Annotated in this window: 19 protein-coding genes and 1 pseudogene; 8 read left to right on the forward strand and 12 right to left on the reverse strand. The window is 60.1% G+C overall.

Annotated elements, in window-relative coordinates; all coding sequences use genetic code 11:
• Nucleotides 1–160: 160 nt before the first annotated feature.
• From AC1RLZ_RS27655 to AC1RLZ_RS27685, 7 genes are all read right to left on the reverse strand, one after another.
• Nucleotides 161–1,186 (reverse strand): polysaccharide biosynthesis protein, encoded by a 1,026-nt coding sequence (locus AC1RLZ_RS27655; RefSeq protein ID WP_493191246.1) that lies wholly within the window; start codon nucleotides 1,184–1,186, stop codon nucleotides 161–163.
• A gap of 70 nt (nucleotides 1,187–1,256) precedes the next feature.
• Nucleotides 1,257–2,117 carry a dTDP-4-dehydrorhamnose reductase family protein gene (locus tag AC1RLZ_RS27660; RefSeq protein WP_493191247.1) on the reverse strand — a complete coding sequence of 287 codons (861 nt, stop codon included), beginning with the start codon at nucleotides 2,115–2,117 and terminating at the stop codon, nucleotides 1,257–1,259.
• Nucleotides 2,118–2,207: 90 nt separating this feature from the next.
• Nucleotides 2,208–3,416 (reverse strand): glycosyltransferase, encoded by a 1,209-nt coding sequence (locus AC1RLZ_RS27665; protein ID WP_493191248.1) that lies wholly within the window; start codon nucleotides 3,414–3,416, stop codon nucleotides 2,208–2,210.
• Nucleotides 3,413–4,663 (reverse strand): glycosyltransferase, encoded by a 1,251-nt coding sequence (locus tag AC1RLZ_RS27670; RefSeq protein ID WP_493191249.1) that lies wholly within the window; start codon nucleotides 4,661–4,663, stop codon nucleotides 3,413–3,415. Before AC1RLZ_RS27670 ends, AC1RLZ_RS27665 begins: the two co-directional genes overlap by 4 nt.
• On the reverse strand, nucleotides 4,660–5,826 hold the full coding sequence (locus AC1RLZ_RS27675; protein WP_493191250.1) for a glycosyltransferase: 1,167 nt from the start codon (nucleotides 5,824–5,826) through the stop codon (nucleotides 4,660–4,662). The genes AC1RLZ_RS27670 and AC1RLZ_RS27675 overlap by 4 nt, the downstream gene beginning before the upstream one ends.
• Before the next feature lie 242 nt (nucleotides 5,827–6,068).
• Nucleotides 6,069–7,265 carry a glycosyltransferase gene (locus tag AC1RLZ_RS27680; protein WP_493191251.1) on the reverse strand — a complete coding sequence of 399 codons (1,197 nt, stop codon included), beginning with the start codon at nucleotides 7,263–7,265 and terminating at the stop codon, nucleotides 6,069–6,071.
• A 168-nt stretch (nucleotides 7,266–7,433) separates the two neighbouring features.
• Complete coding sequence (locus AC1RLZ_RS27685; RefSeq protein WP_493191252.1) at nucleotides 7,434–8,549, reverse strand: glycosyltransferase; 1,116 nt, start codon at nucleotides 8,547–8,549, stop codon at nucleotides 7,434–7,436.
• Nucleotides 8,550–8,757: 208 nt separating this feature from the next.
• On the opposite strand from AC1RLZ_RS27685, the gene wecB reads away from it, so the two are divergent.
• Entirely contained in the window at nucleotides 8,758–9,915 is a 1,158-nt protein-coding gene (wecB, locus tag AC1RLZ_RS27690) for a non-hydrolyzing UDP-N-acetylglucosamine 2-epimerase (protein ID WP_493191272.1), read from the forward strand.
• Here the strand turns inward: wecB and AC1RLZ_RS27695 are convergent.
• Nucleotides 9,912–11,174, reverse strand: a complete 1,263-nt coding sequence (locus AC1RLZ_RS27695) for a glycosyltransferase family 4 protein (RefSeq protein ID WP_493191253.1) — start codon at nucleotides 11,172–11,174, stop codon at nucleotides 9,912–9,914. The two genes, wecB and AC1RLZ_RS27695, sit on opposite strands and share 4 nt — an antisense overlap.
• A 276-nt stretch (nucleotides 11,175–11,450) precedes the next feature.
• Between AC1RLZ_RS27695 and AC1RLZ_RS27700 the strand changes: the two genes are divergently transcribed.
• From AC1RLZ_RS27700 to AC1RLZ_RS27720, 5 genes are all read left to right on the forward strand, one after another.
• A complete protein-coding gene (locus tag AC1RLZ_RS27700) occupies nucleotides 11,451–11,819 on the forward strand; it encodes a DMT family transporter (protein ID WP_493191254.1) in 369 nt (122 codons plus the stop codon).
• A gap of 139 nt (nucleotides 11,820–11,958) precedes the next feature.
• On the forward strand, nucleotides 11,959–13,149 hold the full coding sequence (gene pseC / locus AC1RLZ_RS27705; protein ID WP_493191255.1) for a UDP-4-amino-4,6-dideoxy-N-acetyl-beta-L-altrosamine transaminase: 1,191 nt from the start codon (nucleotides 11,959–11,961) through the stop codon (nucleotides 13,147–13,149).
• A gap of 96 nt (nucleotides 13,150–13,245) precedes the next feature.
• Nucleotides 13,246–13,965, forward strand: a complete 720-nt coding sequence (locus tag AC1RLZ_RS27710; protein ID WP_493191256.1) for a glycosyltransferase family 2 protein — start codon at nucleotides 13,246–13,248, stop codon at nucleotides 13,963–13,965.
• Complete coding sequence (locus tag AC1RLZ_RS27715; protein ID WP_493191257.1) at nucleotides 13,962–14,567, forward strand: DUF2304 domain-containing protein; 606 nt, start codon at nucleotides 13,962–13,964, stop codon at nucleotides 14,565–14,567. Before AC1RLZ_RS27710 ends, AC1RLZ_RS27715 begins: the two co-directional genes overlap by 4 nt.
• A gap of 9 nt (nucleotides 14,568–14,576) precedes the next feature.
• Nucleotides 14,577–16,505, forward strand: a complete 1,929-nt coding sequence (locus AC1RLZ_RS27720) for a hypothetical protein (protein ID WP_493191258.1) — start codon at nucleotides 14,577–14,579, stop codon at nucleotides 16,503–16,505.
• Between the two features lie 36 nt (nucleotides 16,506–16,541).
• Here the strand turns inward: AC1RLZ_RS27720 and AC1RLZ_RS27725 are convergent, their stop codons facing one another.
• Nucleotides 16,542–16,766 (reverse strand): hypothetical protein, encoded by a 225-nt coding sequence (locus AC1RLZ_RS27725; protein WP_493191259.1) that lies wholly within the window; start codon nucleotides 16,764–16,766, stop codon nucleotides 16,542–16,544.
• On the opposite strand from AC1RLZ_RS27725, the gene AC1RLZ_RS27730 reads away from it, so the two are divergent.
• Nucleotides 16,767–17,261: a class I SAM-dependent methyltransferase gene (locus tag AC1RLZ_RS27730; RefSeq protein WP_493191260.1), complete on the forward strand. Its 495-nt coding sequence runs from the start codon at nucleotides 16,767–16,769 to the stop codon at nucleotides 17,259–17,261.
• Here the strand turns inward: AC1RLZ_RS27730 and AC1RLZ_RS27735 are convergent.
• The 3 genes from AC1RLZ_RS27735 to AC1RLZ_RS27745 form a co-directional block, all read right to left on the reverse strand.
• A complete protein-coding gene (locus AC1RLZ_RS27735; protein WP_493191261.1) occupies nucleotides 17,252–17,734 on the reverse strand; it encodes a GNAT family N-acetyltransferase in 483 nt (160 codons plus the stop codon). The genes AC1RLZ_RS27730 and AC1RLZ_RS27735 overlap by 10 nt on opposite strands.
• A 766-nt stretch (nucleotides 17,735–18,500) precedes the next feature.
• Nucleotides 18,501–19,028 carry an acyltransferase gene (locus tag AC1RLZ_RS27740; RefSeq protein WP_493191262.1) on the reverse strand — a complete coding sequence of 176 codons (528 nt, stop codon included), beginning with the start codon at nucleotides 19,026–19,028 and terminating at the stop codon, nucleotides 18,501–18,503.
• Nucleotides 19,029–19,665: 637 nt separating this feature from the next.
• Nucleotides 19,666–21,060 (reverse strand): matrixin family metalloprotease, encoded by a 1,395-nt coding sequence (locus AC1RLZ_RS27745; protein ID WP_493191263.1) that lies wholly within the window; start codon nucleotides 21,058–21,060, stop codon nucleotides 19,666–19,668.
• Between the two features lie 193 nt (nucleotides 21,061–21,253).
• Between AC1RLZ_RS27745 and AC1RLZ_RS27750 the strand changes: the two are divergent.
• Nucleotides 21,254–21,823 (forward strand): annotated as a pseudogene (locus tag AC1RLZ_RS27750) (leucine zipper domain-containing protein); the annotation flags it as partial.
• Nucleotides 21,824–21,830 lie beyond the last annotated feature (7 nt).

Below are 21,830 nucleotides of genomic sequence, written 5' to 3' on the forward strand. Positions count from 1 at the left end.
CGCAGTTTTGGCGCCGCGGCACCCGTCAAGCACGCGACACTCATATGCCGGGCGCGCACGCTATGGGTGGCTCGATGGGCCGTCGATCGCATCGCGTCCGTCGCCGTGCTCGCAGGGCTTGCCGTGAACCCCCGCCAGCTTGCGCTCAACCGCACTGTCATCATTCGAAGCCGGACTTCAACTCTTCCTGGATGAAGTCCAACTTCAGCAGCACGTCCATTACCTGACGGACGTCGAGCAGTTCGGTATTGTCCGAGGTGTAGTCTTCCATCCTGGAGATGCGCTGCTCTCCTTCGACGAAATATTTGTTGTAGTTGAGGTCGCGATCATCGGCCGGAACGCGGTAGAAACGGCCGAGATCGTCGGCGCGCGCCATTTCCTCGCGCGAAACCAGCGACTCGTACTTCTTTTCACCGTGACGCGTCCCGATGACCTGGATCGGCACTTCGCGCTCGAATACCGCCATGATGGCCTTGGCGAGCGTCTCGACCGTGCTGGCCGGCGCCTTCTGAACCAGGATGTCGCCCTGGTTGGCGTTGGCGTAGGCGAACAGCACGAGATCCACGGACTCGTCGAGCGACATCAGGAACCGGGTCATGTTCGGATCGGTCACGGTGATCGGCTTGTTGGCCTTCAACTGCGACACGAACAGCGGAATGACCGATCCGCGCGACGCCATCACGTTGCCATAGCGCGTGGCACACAGCACGGTGCGGTCGCTGGCCTGCAGTAGGCGGGCCTTGGCGACCGTCAACTTTTCCATCAAAGCCTTGCTCATGCCCATTGCGTTGATGGGATAGACGGCCTTGTCGGTGGACAGCACGACGACGCGTTCGACGTTGAAGCGCACGGCCGCATCCAGAACGTTCTCGGCGCCGAGAATGTTGGTGCGCACCGCCTCCAGCGGATAGAACTCGCACGACGGCACCTGCTTCAGGGCGGCGGCGTGAAAAACCAGATCGACGCCGCGCATGGCCTGAGCAATGCTCGAAGGCTCGCGAACGTCGCCGATGTAGAATTTGCACTTGTCGTTCTTCAGCGCGATCCGCATGTCCTCCTGCTTCTTCTCGTCACGGCTGAAGATGCGGATTTCCCGCACTTGCTCGTTGAGAAAGCGTTTCAGAACAGCGTTGCCGAACGAGCCGGTGCCCCCAGTGATCAGGAGCACTTTATCTTTCAAATCCATCGTGCTGGCCTCATGAGGAATGCTCCGTGTCGATAGCGTGCAAACACGCTTTCTGCAATGTCGTATGCTTTCAGCGGGCGGCGTGCATCCGGGTGACCAGATCCTGCCAGGACGGGGCAGCGTAGCCGGTGGCCGTGTTGAAGCGCGAACCGTCGAGCGACCGGTCGATCACTACGGAGTCGTCGGGAACGATTTCGATCGTCTTCCCGTAGACGTCCTTGACGAGCGTGAGCAGGTCGAACTTGTTGATGGGCGCGGAAGCGACGTGCCACAGGCCGTGCAACTCGGGCTTCGGAATAACGAAGTCCCTGATGATCCGGACCATCTCGATGGTCGGAAAACCGCTGTAGATCGCCCGGTGGTAGCCCGAGACCCGGGGGCCGGGTTGGCTGAGAAACCAGTCGACAAGGGAAACCGCGCGACCGATTTCGTGGCCGATGATCGAGGTGCGCAGCGTGATGGCATACGGATAGTCGACCTCGCCGAGCAGCTTCGATCGTCCGTACAGATCGTTGGCGTCGGGGATGTCGGATTCTCGATAATTTCCCTTGTTGCCGGCAAAAACGCAATCCGTGGAGATCTGGATCAGGCGAGCGTTCGAAGCCGCGCATAGCAGTGCCAGACGATGGGGGAATAGCGAATTGATCGAGATCGAGGTCAGCGAAGACTTCGAGGACGCCAATTGCTTGATAACGCCGACGCAATTGATGACGACATCGGGCTTTTCAGTCCCGATCACCCCGATAATCGAGTCAACATCTGTCGCGTCGATGCCGCCGACGATCGTCGCATGGTCGTGCCGCGGCAGCGCTTCGATCTCGCGCAGGGAGCGGGCGGTGCCGGTTACGCGGAAGCCCTTCGAGGCCGCGAAGAAGCGATAGGCAGTGCTTCCAAGCATGCCGGACACGCCAATGATAAGGATTTTTGTCATAGTGTGGGCTCAGGTTCGGCTGTCTCTGCACCAAATCGAAACCGATGTCCAATGTGAGTGCGGCGATTTTGGGGTATCGAGGTGTGATCTTCAATCGGAATAACCCAGGAATTTCCGGACATTTTTCCTCATGCTGTTCACGGCGAAATCGGCTTGGAAGGCGGCCTGTGCGGCGACCGCCAGTTCGGCATAAAGGTCGGTGTCCTCGACCAGCTGGAGCAGCGCATTATAGACATCCGCAGGCTCCCCGGTTCGGCAGATCAGCCCGGCGCCGCGCTCGCGCAGATAGTGCGCCGGCGAAGCATAATCGGGGCCATGGAACAGGATCGGTCGACCGGCCGCAAGATAGGTCGGGACCTTGGAAGGGAAACTGAGACGGGCGACTTCTTCCATCTGCGGGGCGAACGGGTAAGGGCAATACATGATGTCGCACGTGGTCGACAGGATATCGATCAATTCGGGCTGCGCCCGCCACCCCAGAAATTCGATGTTTGCGGCCTGGGCGGTTTGCGTCGTCGGAGGTGCATGGCCGGCGACGCGAACAATGATCTTGCGGCCGCCGATCTGCCATCCCGCCAGGTTCAGGGCCGCCACCAGATCGTGCCATTCCTGCTCGGCATAGAACTGACCGGCCATGCCGATGACAACCTCGTCTGAATTGCGCAGCGCCGGCGCCGGCCGGTGGGCGAGCGATTCGTCCAGCGAGGCGATGACCACGTGCGAAGGCGTGCCGTAGTGTTCTTCATACTGGCGCGCCATCGCCCAGGACGCTGCCGCACAGCTCGTCGCCAAGCGCATCGTTTCGTCGAATTTGGCCAGATCGGTCTTGCGGTTGAACCGGTCGACGCCATGCGCGCGCAGCCACCAGCCAAGCGGATCCCATACCTGGGCCCGCAGCGGCACGTTCAGGCCTTTGGCGACGTCCCCGGCCATCCGCACCATGGTTTGCCCCTGCAGGATTGCCCAGACCGACGTGACGCCCTGTTCGCGGCCATAGGCAACGGCGTCCCGCACCAGTTTCGGGATCGCAACACGCCGCTGGATCGCCTCGGAAGCATAGGTTCGTGCCAGATCGAGCGGAAAGAGTTTTGGATTTCGCGGGTTGAGTTCGTTGGGCTTGTGCACCGTCTTGGTCGGAATCGCGGCCAGATCGGGATAGAGATCCGGCGCCAGATGGCGGTTCAGGACGCAGAAGATCGCCAGCTCGTCCGGAGCGACGGCCCGACACATCTGCGCGGTGACGATCCCCGCCGTCAGATTGCTCGACGGCGGAATGTCGGTGAGGAGAAGCGTCTTCATGCTATTTGCTCTGACTTATCTTTCCGACCGCGAGCGACCGATTTGTACAGCTCCGCCAGACGTCGTGCGAAGACGCGCTCGTCGTACCGCTCCTCGGCGAGTACCCGGCCGGCCAGACCGCGCCGGATGCGCTCGTCCTTGTTGAGGGCCAGCATCCGGATGGCCTCGGCGAGGGCTTCGACATTCCGGTTGGGGACGGCGACGCCGACGCGCGGCGCGTCGGTGACATCGGGAAGCGATGTCTCGTCGAAAACGATGATCGGCTTGCCGCAGGCCATCGCCTCGATCGCCATCATCCCGAATGCCTCGGTGGGCGACGGCATCGCGAACATGTCGGCAGCGTGGTAGGTGTCCAGCATGACGTTTTCATCGTTCACCCAGCCGAGTTCGATGATCTGGTGCTTGCCGATGAACTCGTTGAGATAGCCTTTCGAATGGGTCGTGATGATCGCCAGCGGAACGCCGAGATCGTCGAGTTGCCGCAGCGCCTTGACGAAATAATCAAATCCCTTGAACGGGCTCATCGGGAACGCGCGGACGCTGATCACGATCCGATGCGGCGATACGCCCAGCCGCCTGCGCGCCGCGGCAGCGTCGCCCGGCTTGAATTTTTTCAGGTTGATGCCGAACGGAACGACGTGGACCGGCTTTCTCTGCGCGATCGGCGATTCTTCGGTCATGCGTCGCATCGATTCAGAGGCGACGATCAGGTCGACGTTCATCCGGTCGAGAACGTCGCGCTTCCACTTAAAGTCTTCGGCCGTGCGGTCGCGATTCATCGCGAACGGCAGATCTAGCCGCGGGCAGGCGCCGCATCCGATGCGCCAGCGCTCGCAGCCGACCGGGTAGATGCAATGCCCCGTCATCAGCCAGGGGTCGTGAACGGTCCAGATCGACGGCTTCAGGCGGCTCAGCCAGGGCAGGGCCGACAGGCTGAAATAGCCGTCATGGACGATGTGATAGTGCACCAGATCCGCCTCGCGAAATCGGCGGTGCAGCGGGACGGTAAAGGATTGCATCTGAAGCCGGGCGTGGATCGACAGCGCACTCTCGACCCGGTTCAGGACGGCGTTCGCCTGACGGCTGAAGGGGATCGGAAACAGATGGCTCGACGCCGGGTCCTTGCTGAGCTTATTCCAGACCAGATGGTGAGACGTAACGCCTTCCTCGGCCAGCAGGCCGCGAATGTCGAAGCCGTTGAAGCGGCTTCCCAGCACGTCCGACGTGTTGATCTGCAGGACCTTCATGAAACGGGCCGCCGGTCCACGCTGTCGGCGCGGCTCAATGCCTGCGCGTAAAAGTCGCCCATCCGTGGCATGAACACCTCGATAGCCAGCCGCGACTTGATGATCTCCAGATTGATGGTGGCGGCCGCATCGACCAGCGCGTCGTCGGTCAGCGCGCGCTGGAAGCGGTCGCAGATCACCTCGAAATCATCGACGGGCACGGCGAATCCCGAAACGTCGGGGATAAACCACTCGGTACAGCATGACGTATCGGTCTGCACCGGGAACGCCCCCATCACCATCGCTTCCAGCACCGATGTCGAAATGGCATCAGAGGCGCTGATGCCCAGATACATTCGCGCCAGGCCGAACTGCTGCAGGATTTCGTCGTGGGTCGCCCAGTCGATCACCCGGATGTCGAGGGTGCCCTCTGCGGCGAGTTCGAGGGCGCGAACGCGGGGGCGCGCGCCGACCGAAAACAGCACGATGGTGTGGTTCTGCAATTGGGCGGCAAAGCGCTCCAGCACGGCCAGCGACACCATCGCGCGGCCCGCAAAATGGTCGTAGCCCTTCACCATGATCAGCTTGCGCGCCGACGGCGGCGCCGGATCGCGCAGGCTGACGGTCTGCGCGATGTCGATGCCGCCGGAATTGGGAAGCACCGGCAGGTCGGGGCCGCGGTAGCCGAATTCGCGCCCCAGCGTGAGATCTCGATGGCACTCGCAGGAGTATAGGTCGATCGCCTCGCAGACGCGGCGGATTTGCGACGCGTGGTCCGGGTGCTTGCCGAAATGATAGATGTCGCTGCCCCAGTTGGTCGCCATCCAGGCCGGCATTTTGCCCTTGATGCAATCCTTCGCGGCCAGCACGAGGTAGGCGGCATGCTGAAATTCCATTGAATGGATCAGATCCGGCTTCAAGTCTTCAATCAGTGCAGCTAGCACCTCGGGGCCGTGTAGGCGTAAGGCGGTCTCATCGCTTTCATTGGCGCGGCCAAGCCTGATCCGCTCGTCGCTGCCGGCAAGATCGGGCAGCACGTCGTTGACGAAAAAGGGAACGACCTTGAGTTGATTGTCGTTCGCCAAGTCTGCCGACGGCGGGCTGACGACGGGTGCGGGGCGGTTGTTCAGCCGGCTACGTATCCGGCGCGCGGCATCGCGCGGGTTGGTCGCGACAAGCCGCAACAACTGCAACGCACGGGCGAGATGGTCGAGCTGCGGCGGCGGCTGCAGCGGGGCCGGGGCGTCGCGGAATACCGGCTGGTGCAAGGTCACGCCCGCGGCAAGCTTCTGGTGCGGCGCTTCCGCATTGATCGGGAAGACGTGACTGTCGTAGCCGAGACGAGCTGCGAGTTCGATCCAGCGCGCCGCGTGGACGCTGGTGTGCATGGCAACGAACAGGATTTTGGGGCGTGCTGCCATCGGTTTCAATGTTTGACGACGGAGGCGATGGTCGCGCCAAAATCCGCGCAGGCGCGCTCGACGCTGAACTGGCGCGCAAGCACCAGGGCATTGGCCACAATTCGGTTGCGCAAGATCTCGTCGTTGGCGATCCGGTTCAGGGCCTCCGCGAGCTTGTGCGGATCCGGCGTGTCGACGACCAGCCCGGCATCGGCATCTCGGATCAGCTCGGTGATGAACGAACCGGCGGGCGCGTGCACCAGGATCGGCCGGCCCGACGCTAGATATTCGCCGAGCTTTGCGGGCGCGGAGGAGCGAATCACTTCCGGAATCGGCGACTCGAATGCGAGCGGCAGGAACAACACATCCGCAGCCTGCTGCATCGCCACAGCTGTGGCGTGCAGCGCCTGCGGGTGCGCGCTAACGTGAGGGCTCGCTAGGTCCCGGGTTACGAGATCAGACCCGTGTTGGCCGGTGTAGATGTCGATCGCAAATCGGCCATTCAGCGCGTTCAGTGCCGCAACCAAGTTGTGGAAGGCGCTTGCCTGCGCGGAATACACGGAGCCGGTGTAGAGCAGGCGCCACTGCGACTGAGATGCATCGTGCGTTTTTGCCGGCCGATCGCTAAGCGACACGGCGGCGGGGTTACGTACGATGCGGATGTCGGCGCGGGGAAGACGCTTCCTGACGTCGGCTGCCAAAACTTCGTTCGGCCCGATCAGCAGCGAGGCGCCGCGGCCCCAGATCTGTTCAGAGACACGGGCGATCTTGCGGTAAATGCCGCCCTCCCATTGGTAGACGGGATCGTCGAACAGATAGGCGACAAATGGAATGTGAAGCCGGCGCGCTGCGAGAAAGCTGGCCGGCAGATCGAACGGATTGCCGCTGCAGCCGACGACGACATCGGCACCGCGGTCCTGCAGGATTTTCGTGATCTCGCTGGCCCGTGCGAACACGCTGCGCAGCAGCCCGCCGCTATTGTTGAAACGACCCAGCAGCTTGCCCCAACTCCGCGTGGTCAATTGAAAGCGTGGCGGCGCCAATGCAAAATGTTCGCCGTAGTGCGCCTGGTCGAGTTCGACGATGCTCATTTGGTCGGTCAGGAACATTGGCGGTGCAAACAGCGATGGCGAAACGATCTGGCCGAGCACACGGGCCTGGCCGTTTGCCGATGGTGGGGCAGCCGTCGTGACGATCGCAATCCGCAAAGGGACTGGAGTCATCCTGAGGTCCGGTTCGCGATTTGCTTCAACTGAAACCAGATTCATCATTGTTCCGATGGCATCCTATCGATGCCAAAATGGGCTAGTTACATTCGATTATGCGTGAAAGGAAGCAGTTTCTACTGCTAATACGATCTAGACTGAGAGCTTCGAGCCCCTGCAGGCTCCTTATGATGCCACCGTCAATTGTCGAAAATGAGCCAGCAGATCACCGGCCACGTTTGGCCAGTCATAATGCTGCAGAACGAAGGCGCGAAGCCGCCGTCCGGAGGCGTCCAGAGCGTCATTGTCCGACATCATCTCTCGCATCGCCTCTGACAAGGCCGCGATGTCCACGGGCACCACGCGCCCGCCGCCGATCGTTGCAATTTCGTCAAACCCGCATTGGTCGGTCAGCAACACGGGCACTCCCATTGCACCGGCCTCAAGCGCGACCATCGACATCACCTCGGAATGCGAGGGTACTGCCAGCAGCGAGGCCTGGCCGAGCAGCAAAGAGCGCTGCGTCTCATCGACGAACCCGGCAAAGTTGACGCGTTTTTGCAGCCCCAGCTCTGCCGTCCGTGCCTCCAGTTGCGGACGCATGCCGAGATCCGGGCCGGCAATCACAAGGGTTACGTCAGGCATCGCCGCCGCTATCGCGGCAAATGCTTCCAGCAGAAGGTCGGGCGCCTTGATCGCAGTGAGCCGGCCGACGAACAAAATCGAGCGTCCATCCGACGCGACTGGCGCCGCGCGTATGGGCGCTTCGCCAGCCGCAATGCCGTTCGGCGAGACGAAGATCTTTTCCGGTTCGACATCGAAGTCGGCGACTAGCAGCCGCTTTTCCTGTTCCGTTGTGGCGACAACGGTGACGGAGGTCCGAATCATCCAGCGGCCGACGGTTCGAAAAAAAAGCTGCTTCAGCCGCTCGGAGCGGCCGTATTTCGTGAGCGACCCCGCCGGGCACAGCACCAGCGGCTTACCCATCTCGCGCGCAAGGCCGCTGCACAAGGCGGCCAGCAGAAACCAGAAACCCATGACCTGCACCACGTCGGCAGCACGGAACAGGCGGATCATTTTCAGCGGCAGCAGCGGGATCGGAAAGCGCTGCCACACATACTGCAACTCCATAACTTCGACGCCGGCCGCCGCGAGTTCGGCCCGCCAGGACGTGGGGCCCATTGTGACAACGGTACATTGGCAGCCGAGCCGGGCGAGGTAGATGGCCAGCCATCGTGTTCGTTCCGCAGTCCCGCCGCCGCGCTCGGCGTCCAGCCAGACATTCACCAGAACGATTTTCACAGGAAACTCCGGGGTACCGCCGGCCGATCGATATTCGTGGAGGGGGTACCATACGGCGGAGGATGCTGCTGACGCTGATTATAGGGCTGCGGGACGGGGCTGGCTATAGAAAGCTGGCAGCCGATCCCCGGCAGATTTGCCTAAGTGGCCCGATTTGTTAAAAGCGGCCAAATTTACAAGAGGTTCCATCGTGCAGACAGCAGGTCAGATGAAGCGCATCAAAGTCATGACCATCGTGGGTACGCGACCCGAGCTTATCAAGCTCAGCCGCGTGATCCCCGCGCTGGACCAGCACATGGACCATATCCTTGTCCATTCCGGCCAGAATTTTGATTATGAACTGAACGAGATCTTTTTCCAGGAGCTCGGCATTCGTCGTCCCGACATCTTCCTCAACGCCAATTGCGAAACGGCTGCCGAGACGATCGGAAAAGTTATCGTCACGGCAGACGAGATATTCGAGCGGGAAAAGCCCGAGGCCGTTCTGATTTACGGCGATACCAATACGGGCCTCGCGGTGATTCCGGCCAAGCGCCGCAAGATTCCGATTTTCCACATGGAAGCCGGCAACCGAAGTTTCGACCAGCGCGTGCCGGAAGAGGTCAACCGCAAGATCATCGATCACCTCTCGGACATCAACCTGCCGCTGACCGAACACGCGCGGCGCTATCTGATCGCCGAAGGCATTCCGTCCGATCGGGTCATCAAGACGGGTTCGACTATGCCCGAGGTCCTGGATTACTACAGGTCCGCCATCAACGCGTCCGATATTCTCGACCAGCTCAATCTGAAGAGTGGCGCATACCTTGTCGTCAGCGTGCATCGCGAGGAGAACGTTGATGATCCCGCCAAGCTGCGCCGGCTGCTGCAGTGCCTGGAGGCGCTGGCCGAACAGTTCGACCGTCGGCTGATCGTCTCGACGCACCCGCGCACGCGCAAGCGCCTCGAAGCGCTGTCCGATCGCAGCACCGACAATCGCATCGAGTTTCTCAAACCGTTTGGGTTTCTTGGCTACATCAAGCTGCAGATGAACGCCTTCTGCGTCATTTCCGACAGTGGAACAATCACCGAAGAATCGTCCATTCTCGGATTTCCCGCCGTCACCTTGCGGGAGGCCCATGAGCGCCCGGAAGGCATGGACCGCGCGACCCTGATTATGACGGGGTTGCGACCAGAGCGTGTCGTCCAGTCAGTCAAGATTATGACGGATCAGTACGAGCCGGGTAAGCGGCCCACGATTCTAGTGGACGACTATGATTCGCCCGACGTGTCGCGCAAGGTGGTTCGCATCATCGCCAGCTATATCGACTACGTAAATCGGGCAGTCTGGTCCAAGGAGATGGTGCCCTCCGGGATCGACGGCTAGGCGGACGACGAGGTTGGGCCGTCGGCTAGTTCGTGCAGCCACTGCTCCAGCCGGCCAAGCCAAGCATGACGGTCGAATTTGAGGGCGTGGTATTTTAACGCCGCTAGGCCCATGGCGCGGCGCTGCTCCACCGGCATATCCGCCATCGCAACTGCGGCCTCGGCGAGGCTGCCGGCGTTGCCGGGCAGTGCCACTTGGCCCGCGCCAGACTCCGTCAACGCTTTGGCCGCGGCACCGGAAACTGCCCCCAAAACGGGACGACCGCAGGCAAGGTAAGATTGCAGTTTCGACGGTACCGTCAGCGAAAAAATCGGTTCGTCGCGCAGCGTCATCAGAAGTACGTCGGCAAGGGCAAAAAATACCGGCATCTGCTGGGGCGGGAAGCTGCCGATTACCTGTGCGTTGTCGGCAAGCCCGCGATCGCGGATCTCGCTTTCAAGCCAGCCGCGCCGTTGTCCGTCGCCGATGAATATCCACTGGATGTCGCGCCGGTCTTTCAGCAGCGCGATGGCCCCGACAATGCTGTCGAGATCCTGCGCTAGTCCAAGATTGCCGGCGAAAACGATTGTGAAGCCCCGCCTGAAATACGAACGCTCAAGGGCGTCCGGGGCGACCTCGACCGCACGATAAAACGTATCGACCGTGTTCGGCAGATAACGGAAATCCGCGGCTGGCGGAGCCAGTGGGCGGATGAAGTCGATAAAGTGCGGCGACTGCACCGCGATGATCGCCGACCGGCGATAAATCTGCCGCACCAGCCAACGCAGCACGCCAAGCACCGACCGGTTCTTGATCGCAGCCGTCGCTGTCACGCTTTCCGGCCAGATGTCTTGCACCCACAACAACAGGTCGCGCCGCATGATCGCCCGGGTGACGAGAGCGGGCATCGCAATGGTGACAGGCGAGAGTTGGTACACCAGCAATACGTCAGGCCGCCGGCGCAGCAGAAAGGGCGCGAGCAGGCTGGCGCTGATGGCGTAGGACAGATAATTGAGGGCCAGCCTGATCCGGGAGTTCTGCCCCCGGGCGATGATCGGAACTCGCACGACCTGCACGCCCCGGTAGATTTCCCGCCGCACCTTCCAGCCGCCATACCCGCTTGCAAAACACCCCGAAGGGTAATTCGGCATACCCGTCAAAACGGTCACTCGGTGGCCGCGCGAGACGAGGTCGGCGGCAACAGTGTTGATGCCAAAATTCTCCGGAAAGAAATACTGGCAGAAAATGACTATTGAGAGTGAGCGGTCGGTTTCGTCCATCGGAGTTGTTTATCGGTTCACCTAGACCCGATCAATTCGAAACGCGGCAACGACTGGCCTGCTTGGGTCACCACGGGCCGCAAGCGCGCCGGTGCTGTGTGGGCGACATCTGCGTTGCACATTATGTCAATTGACTTGGCCACTAGCACCGATTGGAGCAGGTTACCTTGGCGACATTGGGGGGCTTGTGGCGGTGCGAAGGTCGCGTCTCGACCATTGACAGGCCAAGTCACAGCTGCGCCTGTAAAACGACATGGACAGCGCGATTCTTGATTGATGACGCCCGTAATCAACACGTTGATATTGGTTCTTGTGGCGCTGATGTTGGCAATGAGTCAGATCTTGCTGAAATCCGCAGTGGTGCTCGTCAAGGTGGGTGGCGGCAATTCGGCCGTTGTCAGGATGTTGACGTCCTTGCTAACCATCTGGCAATTCTGGCTTGCAATCATCGTCAGCGGTTGCGTGATGGTCCTATGGGCGTGGGTGCTAACCTTTGTGCCCCTTTCTAAGGCCTATCCGTTCGTCGTGCTGGCGTTTGTGTTCGCAGCAATTTTTGACAGCGTCTTCTTCGGACAAAGCCTGTCGCAGAAATTTTTCCTAGGATGCGCGTTGATCCTTGCAGGTTTGATTGTGATTGTAAGATAATGTAACGGCTCGTTGGTCTGGGGATCGAACAATCGGCCGCCCGCAATTGTGTGCGTGCCTGCGACCAGCGTCGTCGCGCCTGTCACTGTATAGGCTAACCGCGGCCTTCGGCGCGTTCAAGCCAGCTGAGGAGATTTGAATGGCTTCGAAACTTGCCATCGAGGGCGGCGTGCCGGTGCGAGCCGCGTTGCTGCCCTATGCTCGGCAAACGGTCGATGATGCCGATCGTAAAGCAGTCGAAGACGTTCTCAAGGGCGACTGGCTGACGACCGGCCCCGCGGTGGGTCTGTTCGAGACGGCGCTCTGCGACTACACTGGCGCGGCCGAGGCCGTTGCCGTCAATTCCGGCACCGCCGCGCTGCATGCTGCGGTCTTCGCCCTCGGCATCGGCCCCGGCGACGAAGTCATCATCCCTGCCATCACGTTTGTCGCCAGCGCGAACTGCGTTCTGTACCAGGGTGGGACACCGGTATTTGCAGATCTCAGCGCCGACACGATGAACATCGATCCGGCGGCGGTCGAGCGCCTGATCACCCCGAAGACGAAGGCGATCATCGCAGTCGATTTCACCGGTCATCCCTGCGATCACGAGGCGCTGCGCGCTATCGCCGACCGGCATGGGATCTCCGTCATTTCGGATGCCGCCCATTCGCTGGGTGCGACCTATCAGGGACAGAAGGTGGGAACGCTGCAGCGTATGACGGCGTTGAGTTTTCATCCCGTCAAGCTGGTGACGACGGGCGAAGGCGGGGCCGTTCTGACGGACGATCCCGCGCTTGCTAAGAAGATCAAATCGTTTCGGCATCACGGCATCGATCTGGATTTGCATGCGCGAAACAAGACCCAGTCATGGGTCTATGACATTACCGCGCTGGGCTACAATTATCGCATTCCTGATATCAATTGCGCCCTCGGCACCAGCCAGATCGACAAGCTGGACGGATGGATCGCACGGCGTCGCCAGCTCGCCGATCTCTACAACGAGGCATTCCGCGAAAGTTCGCTGCTCGAAATTCCCACCGAGCGACCGGACTGCATGTCGGCCTGGCATCTCTATATCGTTCGCATCAGGGCAGAAGCTCTCACCGCTTCGCGTGCTGAAATCTTCGCAGCAATGCGCGCCGAGAACATTGGCGTGAACGTCCATTATATTCCCGTTCCCTGGATGAGCTATTACGCCAGGCTTGGATATGTCAAAGGCGACTGGCCCGTCGCCGAAGCAGAGTATGAGCGGGTCATCAGCATCCCGTTGTTTCCGAGCATGACCAATGAAGACGCGGCCGACGTGATTGCGGCCTTGCACAAGGTGCTGCAAAGGTACCGCAAGTAATAGAGGCCCCGGACGCGCAATTGCTTTCGTGTCTTTTCTGCGGCATATCTTGTCGACATTGGCTCAACCGTTTGTCGTTGCTCTCAAAGGATCGCAATGCGAGTTCTGGCGATCGTTCCCGCATTCAACGAAGAAGAGAGCCTGCCGGCATTGCTCGCCGAATTGCGTGGGGTTGCCGTCGATGGCGTCGTAGTCGACGTCGTTGTCGTCAACGATGCGTCAATCGATTCAACTGATCAGGTAGCGCGGAACTGTGGTGCAACGGTATTGTCCCTTCCTGCCAATCTGGGAATCGGTGGCGCGGTGCAGACCGGATTTCTCTATGCGGTGCGCAAGGACTATGACGCCGTCCTCCAGATCGACGGCGACGGCCAGCACGATCCCGGCCAGATCAGGCATATCCTCGAGCCGATCCTGACCGGCGAGGCGGATTGCGTAATCGGTTCGCGCTATCACCCGTCGCGGCTCGACGCCGCTTATCGCACGCCGCTGGCGCGTCGGATCGGCATGAAGTTTTCGACCGGCATTCTGAAGATGGCGACCGGACTGCACGTCTCCGACACGACGTCCGGCTTTCGCGCTTTGAACCGGAGTGCGTTCAGGTTTTTCGCGACGCGCTATCCCGTCGATCATCCGGAAGCCGAAGCGCTGCTGATGCTGTATCAGGCCGGCTTCAAGATCGTCGAGGTGCCCGTCACGATGCGGCTGCGCACCAGCGGTCAGTCGCTGTTCTCGCTGTTTCGTGCCGCGACCTATCCGCTGCGGGTTTCGATCGGTTTTCTCGGCATCGTGTTCAAAGGCGCGCACACAAGATGACGATGAATTTCGCCAACGACATTCAGTTCGTCTGCCTGACGGCGCTTGTGGGCCTCTTGATCTACACGCTCTGGCTTTCGCGCTACCGGGGGCTAGATACCCACGTCACCGTGCGCTGGGTTCTGATGCAGGGCGTGGCCATCGTGGCCATCGTGTTGTGGCAGTGGTTGCCGTTCTTCGAATTCACCTCGAAGCTGCAGGATCGTCAGCTCCTTCTGGTCATGATGGTGATGGTGTTCGCGTTCGTTGCGTTCCTGATGCTGGACCTCTTGGTGCGGGTCTCTCGGCAGTCGGTGCAGATCAAGAAGCTGGTGCAGGAACTCGCCATCCAGCGCATGCGGGTCGATACGATCGCCCCCCCCGAAGTGCTGATCCCGCGCGAAGAAGCCGCGGTCGTGCCGCCTGTCGGCGAATCCCTGACATCGGCGTTGCTATCCGGGGCGGCTCAACTGCTTTTTCTTGCCTGGCTGGTCGGCGTCGCGGTGCTGAACGGCATGCTTGTGAACGAGCCGCTGGCGAGATGGGTCCTTTACAAGGTGGCGCCCGAGACAAAGGTCGAATGGGTTCTGAAACCCCTCCTGACCGCTCTTTATCAGAATTAAGATTTCAAGATGAATGAGTTTCTCAGGGCGATCCCACCGGTTTTGATCCCTTTGCTGATATCAGGCGCCTATTGCGGGGGCCTGCTATCGCTCGGATTTTGCAGCCTCAGGGCCGTCGGACTGTCGCGCGCGCGTTGGCATGGCAGCCCTCTGAGTTTCTTTCTCGGGACGGGTTTCGCGCTGGGCAGCGGGCTCGCCGCGACGCTGTGGCTGGTGCTCGGGTTGTTTGGTCTGTTCAGGGGCGCGGTGGTCGTCGCTGTTCTCGCCGCCGCGACGCTGCTCAATCTCATCGTCAACCGGGACATCGCGCGCGAGATGATGATCGAACTGGGGCGGCTGGTGCGCGCGCTGCGCCGCGAGACGCTGAGCTGGCAATTGCTTGCCTTGGCCGTTTTCTTTGTCGTCGGCATCCATGCGATCAGTACGCTGCATCCGGCTGTCGGCGATTCCGTTGCCTTCTACCTGCCATGGGCGCGTGTGATCGCCGACACCGGCCGGATCGTTGCGCTGCCGGGATATGAAGCTTTCTCGGATATCTGGACCATTGCCGAAATCCAGATCGCCGCGATTATTATGTTCGCCGGCGATTTCGCCGCCAGGCCGCTGCCGTTCTGGCATGCGGTGGCTGCGGCGTTCCTGTTGTGGGGCGCAGCGCGTGCGGGCAAACTCGGCCTGCGCGGCTGCATCCTGATTGTCACCTTGTTGTTTACCACCAGCGCGGTCACCCTGATCGTCTGGGACGGCAAGACCGATCTGGTCGCGCTGCCGCTCGGTGTGGCAGCCCTGATGATAGCCGCGCTGAAGAGCGACGCGCTCGGCAAGCGGCAAAGCGTCATCATCGGCCTGCTGGCGGGCGCGGCGGTCGCGGCCAAACTGTCCTACATCCCGATCCTGGGCGCGGGCTTTCTGGCCGTGTCCGGCTGGCGCGTCTGGCGCAGCGCCAGCGACAGCCGTGGCTGGAAGGCGGGCCTCAAGGCCGAGGTCGCGTCGCTTGCGATCATTGCGGCTGCGGGCGCTGCAATCCTGGCACCGCAGATCATCCGGAACCTGATCATGACCGGCGAACCTCTGGCGCCGGTGTATTACTTCAAAGGCGTCAGCTTTGGACTGGATCAGGACTGGTTCAATGCGGCCACCACGCGACGGATTTTGCGGAGCTATCCCATCGCGCTCACTTTCGGAACTTACTGGGGGCAGCACGGCACCATCAGCGTGCTGCCGCTGATGTTCTTTCCGCTTTGCCTCGTCTTCGCTCGATCGCTGTCGCGCGCATTCTGGTTGCTGACCGGCGTTGCCTTCGCCGGGGTGGCGGTATGGGCGATCCTCAGAACATCCACCTTCGCGCCGCGCTACATCCTGTGTTCGCTGGCGCTGCTCTACATCTTCCCCGCGGCCATCGCCGCCCGCGCCAGCTATTCCGGCGCGGCTGCGCTGCAGACCGGGATCATTGCCGCCACGGCCTATGCCCTGTGGGCGTCGTTCAGCGCGCTTATTCCTGTTGCCAAGGAAGCCGTTAGCTATGCTCGCGGTGGTGATACCGACAATTATGCCGGAGATGAGGCTTTTGTGGTCGCACGGATGCTGAACACCATGACGCGGCCCGGCACGCGGGTCGCACTCATGAATTACTATCGCTTCCCGATGCGGGCGGACCTGCTTGAATGCTTGATCGGCGCGCAGGATGCCGCGCCCGGCGCGGCGGAAAGCCTGCGGAATTATTACGTCAAAGGCGCACGCTACTTTGTGGCCGACGCGGCGACGCACAAGCCGATGATCGACAAGTTGATGGTCGACGTTCCGTCATGGCTGAACATGAAACAGATCTACAACGGAAGGCGGCTTTCGGTATATGAGTTGAATACCGGTGCCGGGGCTCCGGCGGTCGAGTACCAATGCAAGAGAGACGGGCGCCTTTGGCAGCGGGCGGTGGTAAATTGACGTGATGGAAAACAGCACTCCGGTTCAGGTGAATGTTCAGGCTGCCCAATCTGCGGCGCATCCGCCCGGCCTGCCGTGGCCTGCCGCAAGGATGGCTTCGACATCACGAAATGCTCGAACTGCGGAGGCGGGCGCACCGTCGTGACGGCGTTCAATCCCGAACAATAACATACCGAGGAGTATTTCAACGGCGGCGTCGACGGTGCCTATCGTGATTACGAAGGCAGCCAGGCGACGCTTCAGCGCGAATTCCGCGGGCAAGTGCAGTTCCTGAAGTCCGCCTTACCGCAAGGTGGTAAGTTGCTCGAAATCGGCTGCGCCTACAGCTTCTTTCTGCAGGAGGCCAAGTTGCATTTCGACGTCTACGGATTCGAGATGGCGCAATCGGGCGTCGATTTCTGCCATCGCAACAACCTGTCGAATGTCAGGCAGGGCGTCGCCACGGAGGAGTATCTCGGACGCTTCGACGCCGTTGTCCTGCTCGATGTCATTGAGCATATCGACGACGTGCCGGAAACGATGCAGATCCTGGTGCGCCACATGGAGGACGGCGCCGTGCTGCTGATCGCGACGGGAGACTGGGGCTCGGTGTCCGCCAGGATATCGGGAAGCCGCCGGCGCCTCCTGACCCTGCCGTCGCATCTGTGGTTTTCCGCGCTGAAAGATTGCCCGCCAACATGTTCGACTCGATGCGGCTCGTGTTCAGAAAATCCCGTAGATAGGGCGGCGAGGGCGATCGGTCTGCATCAGCAGTGATCGGTGCTCGGGATCTTGGTGAAAGTCCAGACCGCCTGGTTGTCCTCACGCGCGACTTCGGTAAATCCCAAAGCGCGGACGATCTGCTGCGATGCGCCGTTGTCCGGTTTGATTTTCGCAATCAGGTTTGTGCAGCTCGCTCGGTCGATGGCCAGCGCAACCATTCTTCGGCCCAATCCCCGCTGCCTGCATTCAGGCGCAACCGTCCAGCTTAGTTCACACCGGTCGTCGGAATAATCGAGGCGAACGGTCCCCACCGCTTCGTTTCCGAATTCGGCAACGAGAAGTTCGCGACAGGGGTCGTTCAAGACCTGATCAAGCCAGCGCAGATGCGACTCGAGCGGTACCATCTCCGTCGTGAAGGAGTTGTTGCGCGTCGCGGGGTCATTGCGCCACGACAGCAGCCGCTGGGCATCCAACGTGCTGGCCGCTCTCAGCATCATGCTCGCTTCAGATGGTGAAACACGGTCCATTCCCCAATCTACGACACGCACATGCCCGTTGCAGCGACAGGCCGTGCTGACGTCGATCAGATTACCTGATCGTACACCCCAATGAAAGGCGATGCCGCAGCCTAACGCGCGGCCGCGCCTCGTCCGGCCTGCGCTGCGTCGTCCGGCGGAATCGTTGGATGACGCTGATCATCCGCTCGATTTTCAATGAAAATCGGGGCATGGTACATGTGCTAGTTTGGATAAAGCGAGATTCGGCTGATAATGACCAAGGTGTGGACACGAACTGAGGACGACCTCTTCCGGGAATTGGTCGAGGCGTCCGTGGAGCCGGCGGAGATTGCAGCTAAGCTCAACCGTGATCTCGATATCGTAAAGCGGCGCGCTTACACGATCGGTCTGCCGCTTAAGTGGTTCAAGGCTTCGCGTGCGAGCGGAGCAATCAGATAGAATCACAGAGATTGCCCAGATCGCTCCGCTTAATACCCGGCGACGGTCTGGCCGTAACGAGCGAGGTGAAGGCCAGAAGCGCTGGCGCGACTTCCAGGCCTACGGTCCGCACGACAATGTCGGCCTTTTTCCGCCGCGATTTCGCGTACATGCTTGAGACCTAGGGGGCACGAGGGCCGGGAATTATTCCAGCTGAGCATGTAAAATCGCTACGACAACGACACCTTCTCGCCGGCAATGTTGAGGAATCCAGCACTTGAGAGCTGCATCACATTCAGAAAGAAAGCAGAGCGGTAACGACAGTTTCTCGCGGCGACAGGGAATGCCGAACCCAAAGCTACATAGCCAGGTGTTCAGGGCTTGGCTCTGCCGTACGATTGGTAGCGAGATTTCGAACATCGCCGATGACCTTGGCGGGGACGCCGACGGCAATTGCGTAGTCGGGAATATCTTTCGTCACAACTGCGCCAGAGCCGATGATTGCGCAGCGTCCTATCCGGGTGTTCGGCAGCACAATGGCATTGACGCCGATATAAGCGCCTTCGTCGATCACCACGTCGCCGACCACACAATCTGGAAGGCCGAACATCTTCTGCACGACGGGAGTATAGGCGGTGTGGCACAGGATCTTGGCGCCGCGCGTGATGTAAACGCCGTTGCCGATGGTGATGTGTTCCGGGAAATTGGTGTCGATAAGAACGTTCGGCGCAATATACACCGTTCGGACGTCGTTGATCTTCACGCCGCGGAACTTATGTACCCACGCAGCAAACCACGGCGGGAATATCCAAACATAAGCGACGTAGCCAAGTAGCCCGCGGATCAGGAATTTAGGGCTACTAAAGTATGCCTTGAATAGGCTCATATTCCAACAAGCGCTCGTACACCAACGAAGCTAGTGCCGACTAGGACAACGACAATCATAGGAAACGCCGCTACTCCGCCAGGTCGTGGTGAGTGGTGCCGCGGTTGATCGCTTCGCGTGGACATTAGGCAACTTCCGTTTGGTGATGCTTACAAACTAGCGTCGCCCCACGAAAAGTAAATACGGAGCTCCTGCGAAGACAGTGAGCGTCTTTTGCGACCGCGTGCCGCATACCGAAGCGACTCGTTTGAGGCTCAGAGCTTGTTCTTCCATCTGATTGGTTAACTGCCCGTCCTTCAATACGATTCCAGCCGGGATGAGTGCCAACATTGGTGAAGCCGGAGCCCCCGAACACGTCTACGGAGAAGCGGAGTTTGTCCTCAGGAGCGCTCATCGAACTTATCGTATATTGGCTTGATTGCCCACCAAGCTAGCCAGCATCCCACCACGCCAAATGGTGCAATTAAAACAAAAGCGAGAAAGCGTTCAGACATCGGTCGATCCCCTCTTCGGCAAGATTGCCATCTCGCAGACAGTCCGTGCTGTCGCAATTGCTGGGGCATCGCGCGCCGAAACAGCTGCCGAGCCTCGTTGCTGACCGCGCGGTTGAGAACCACCGTCTCAATGAGCGTGCCGTTTAGGCGATCAGCCAATTGGCGCTGGCTTGCGACAAGATGTGCGCGTTTTGCATTTCCCAATTCTGCACCGCTCCGCTCGCGTTCTGAAAAACGATGTCATGTGTGCCATCATGATTGACGTCAGCAACTCCGGCAAAGCTGAAGCCGGCAGGTGCAACGGCTAGGCCAAGCTCGATGGCGACGTGACCGTTGTTGACGATCCATTCAGCAATGAATCCCGATGAATTCTGAAAAAGCACGTCGGTGGTGCCGTCGTGGTTGAAATCGGCTGTTGCTAAGAACTTGAAGCCGCTCGGCGCGGTACCCAATCCAGCTTCGATCGCGACATGATTATTTGCGACCTGCCACAGCGCGATTGAACCGCTCGCGGCGTTCTGAAAGATAACGTCAGATGTGCCATCACCGTTGAAATCGCCTGTGGCGGAAAATTTGAATCCGTCTGGTGCGAACCCGACGCCCGCCTCTACAGCGACATGCCCATTGTTCATCTGCCAAAGCGCAATCAGGCCGCTCGACGGGTTTTGAAATAGTATGTCGCTCGTTCCGTCATGGTTGAAGTCACCAGTCCCGGCGACGGTTGACCCGCCGGGTTTGTAACCGACGCCTCCTTCAACGCGCACATGACCGGCGTTCATAATCCATTCGGCGAAAAAACCACCTGAGTTGTTTTCGAATAGCACATCAGTCGTGCCATCGTGATCGAAGTCTCCGGTACCAGCGATCTTATATCCAGTCGGCACGCTACCGACCACATGACCAGGGCCGCTTTCCAGATACCCGACAGATCCGGTCGTGGCGTGTACAAGCAACGTATCCGAGATGCCATCTTGATCGAAGTCACCGGTGCCGGCAAACCTCAGCGGAGAATTTGTCATCGCGGCCGGCGCAGCGCCGTAGAGCGCCGTCGCCCCATGAATGTCGGACGTCGTTAGTGTCGTTAGGTTGTTAGGCAGATAGGCATTCATAATCGCGACTGATCCGGCGTAGTGGTCCAGACCAATCGTGTGCCCGATCTCGTGCAGTGCGAGCGCTTTGAAATACGCACTTCCGAACGCTACGAGGCCGTTAGCGCCGGATACCCACGGTTCAGCAGCGTCGAAGGTAACATCTGCATGTTGCAACATAGAGCCAGAGTAATAGTAATTTGCTTGCCCCAGGATGTTGGAGGCGCCGTCAATTGCAGCTGAGCCAATGTCGATCTGCGCCGTCGCAGCGTTTGTGACATAAACAAACGTGATGTTTGCCACGGCCGACCAAGCTGCGAATGCTGCCTGTATCTCAATCTGAAATGCGGCGGTGAATGACGTTGAGTAGCTCCAGCTGACGGTGCCACCCGAAGTTCCAATCGCGCCTGAACCCCACTTGGGGCCTTCGAAAGCATAATCGATTGCCACGGCGATTTCCTTTGATCCTGATTACTCGAATCAGCGTGTCACTATGCAGTTAACAAGCTCTACATCGAATAGGCGTACTATTGGCGAGAATCTGTTCTTGGTGACCTAGCTGTGAGCTTTCAAGAGGTTGTCCACCCGGTCCGGACCGAGGAAACTGAGGTTGCGAAGCTTCAGTGTTCAACGGAGGGACCGGATGAACATCCACAAGAATGCCCGTTTGACGCCGCTCGGTCGAGAACGATTGGTAGAAGCAGTCTTGAGCGGGCAGACACCGAAGGCCGCCGCATGTGCCGCAGGGGTCTGCCCGCGGACGGCCCGGAAGTGGGTCGAACGCTTCAAGGCCGAAGGATTGGCGGGTCTGATGGATCGCTCGTCCCGGCCGCAACGCCTTTATCGACCGACACCGTTGGTAATCGTCGAGCAAGTCGAAAGCCTGCGCCGACAACGCTTTACGGGCAAGCAGATCGCCGTAGAACTCGCGATCTCGGCCGCTACCGTCAGCCGGATCTTGCGGCATCTGGGATTAAACCGGATGCGCGACCTGGAGCCAATCGAGCCGCTGCGCCGTTACGAGCTCGCCCATCCCGGCGAGATGATCCACATCGACATCAAGAAGCTCGGCCGTTTTGATAAAATCGGCCACCGCATCACCGGCGATCGAACCGGCCAAAGCAACAGTCGTGGCGTCGGCTGGGAGTTCGTCCACGTCTGCATTGACGATAACTCCCGTGTAGCCTTCTCCCAGATACTGCCCGATGAGAAGTAACCAT

The organism is Tardiphaga sp. GW822-FHT04G09, from assembly GCF_058800725.1.

Excerpts from the sequence above, each read along its gene's own strand:
- AC1RLZ_RS27655 (WP_493191246.1), bottom strand. The coding sequence starts at position 1,186 with ATGGATTTGAAAGATAAAGTGCTCCTGATCACTGGGGGCACCGGCTCG.
- AC1RLZ_RS27660 (WP_493191247.1), bottom strand. The coding sequence starts at position 2,117 with ATGACAAAAATCCTTATCATTGGCGTGTCCGGCATGCTTGGAAGCACT.
- AC1RLZ_RS27665 (WP_493191248.1), bottom strand. The coding sequence starts at position 3,416 with ATGAAGACGCTTCTCCTCACCGACATTCCGCCGTCGAGCAATCTGACG.
- AC1RLZ_RS27670 (WP_493191249.1), bottom strand. The coding sequence starts at position 4,663 with ATGAAGGTCCTGCAGATCAACACGTCGGACGTGCTGGGAAGCCGCTTC.
- AC1RLZ_RS27680 (WP_493191251.1), bottom strand. The coding sequence starts at position 7,265 with ATGACTCCAGTCCCTTTGCGGATTGCGATCGTCACGACGGCTGCCCCA.
- wecB (WP_493191272.1), top strand. The coding sequence starts at position 8,758 with ATGAAGCGCATCAAAGTCATGACCATCGTGGGTACGCGACCCGAGCTT.
- AC1RLZ_RS27695 (WP_493191253.1), bottom strand. The coding sequence starts at position 11,174 with ATGGACGAAACCGACCGCTCACTCTCAATAGTCATTTTCTGCCAGTAT.
- AC1RLZ_RS27700 (WP_493191254.1), top strand. The coding sequence starts at position 11,451 with ATGACGCCCGTAATCAACACGTTGATATTGGTTCTTGTGGCGCTGATG.
- pseC (WP_493191255.1), top strand. The coding sequence starts at position 11,959 with ATGGCTTCGAAACTTGCCATCGAGGGCGGCGTGCCGGTGCGAGCCGCG.
- AC1RLZ_RS27710 (WP_493191256.1), top strand. The coding sequence starts at position 13,246 with ATGCGAGTTCTGGCGATCGTTCCCGCATTCAACGAAGAAGAGAGCCTG.
- AC1RLZ_RS27715 (WP_493191257.1), top strand. The coding sequence starts at position 13,962 with ATGACGATGAATTTCGCCAACGACATTCAGTTCGTCTGCCTGACGGCG.
- AC1RLZ_RS27720 (WP_493191258.1), top strand. The coding sequence starts at position 14,577 with ATGAATGAGTTTCTCAGGGCGATCCCACCGGTTTTGATCCCTTTGCTG.
- AC1RLZ_RS27735 (WP_493191261.1), bottom strand. The coding sequence starts at position 17,734 with ATGGACCGTGTTTCACCATCTGAAGCGAGCATGATGCTGAGAGCGGCC.
- AC1RLZ_RS27740 (WP_493191262.1), bottom strand. The coding sequence starts at position 19,028 with ATGAGCCTATTCAAGGCATACTTTAGTAGCCCTAAATTCCTGATCCGC.